We start from the raw sequence: 1319 nt of genomic DNA, 5'->3' as shown, positions 1-1319 counted from the left end.
ACTTGTGCCTGGTCTGGTTTGCCTTTGACTGGATCTGTCGGCCTGTCGTCGCGTGCGGTGCTTGCTGCCACCGGGCGGCTGGGGGCGTGTCCCGATAGGGGCCTTGCTGTCACAAGAGCGCCGTCACAGTCTTGACCGCTCCCTGTGCCGCCCGGTGACGGCCACGATCCGTTCCCAAGCGCAGGAGACAGAGCAGCCTTGTCCAGCATGCCGTACTCGGCCGATCATTCCCAGCCCGCCCCGGCATCCGCAGAGGAGGTGGTGCTGGGTGTCGACACCCATAAGGATTTCCACGTTGCCGTCGTGCTGTCCGTGCTGGGCACGGTGCTGGGCAGCCGGTCGTTCCGCACCACAGCGGTGGGCTATCGGGCCCTGCTGGCGTGGGCGCAGACCTTCGGCCTGGTACGGCGGGCCGGGGTGGAGGGCACCGGCAGTTACGGCAAGGCGTTGACCCGTCAGTTGCTCGCCGCCGGGGTGGCGGTGGTTGAGGTGAATCAGCCCGACCGGGCCGAACGGCGCCGTCGCGGCAAGTCCGATGAGATCGATGCCGAGGCGGCGGCCCGGGCCGTCTTGTCGGGCCGGGCCGCCGCGACCGCGAAGACCGGTGACGGGCGGGTCGAGATGCTGCGCCTGTTCAAGCTGGCCAAGGAATCCGCGGTCAAAGCGCGCACGCAAGCGATCAACCAGATCAAGGCCATGATCATCACCGCCGAGGCCGAGCTCCGCGACGAGCTGGCCGGCCTGACCACTACGAAACTCCTCCGGCACTGCGCCGGCCTGCCCGACCAGCCCGTCACCGACGGCACGACCGCGGCCCGCTACACGCTGCGCCTGCTGGCCCGACGCGTGCAGCAACTCACCGCCGAGATCACCGACCTCGGCCGGCAACTCGACGCCACCGTCACCGCCCTGGCACCCGAACTGCTGCAACAGCAAGGGATCGGGCCCGACCACGCCGCCCAGCTCCTGATCACCGCCGGCGACAACCCCGACCGGCTCCATACCGAAGCAGCGTTCGCCGCGCTCTGCGGCGCTAGCCCCGTCCAGGCCTCCTCCGGCAACACCAACCGGCACCGGCTCAACCGCGGCGGTGACCGCCAGGCCAACTCCGCGCTCTACCGGATCGTGCTCACCCGGCTACGCCACTGCCCAGCCACCCGCGCCTACACCGCTCGCCGCACCGCCGACGGAAAGTCCAAACGCGACATCATCCGCCGCCTCAAACGCTACATCGCCCGCGACGTCCACAAGATCATCACCAAAGCCCTCCGACCCGCAGAACCCACACCCGCGACCCCTTGACAAACATAGGGGCATCC

1 protein-coding gene is annotated in these 1319 nt (G+C 69.1%); it reads left to right on the top strand.

The annotated features are described in order from the left end of the window. Positions 1–207 precede the first annotated feature (207 nt). Complete coding sequence (locus tag ACFQU4_RS37610) at positions 208–1302, top strand: IS110 family transposase (RefSeq protein ID WP_377502448.1); 1095 nt, start codon at positions 208–210, stop codon at positions 1300–1302. Positions 1303–1319 lie beyond the last annotated feature (17 nt).

Origin of the sequence: Microlunatus sp. GCM10028923, assembly GCF_042666975.1 — a bacterium.
GTDB lineage: Bacteria > Actinomycetota > Actinomycetes > Propionibacteriales > Propionibacteriaceae > Microlunatus.
Note: the sequence above shows the minus strand (reverse complement) of the source record. Positions and strands in the feature narration are given on the sequence as shown.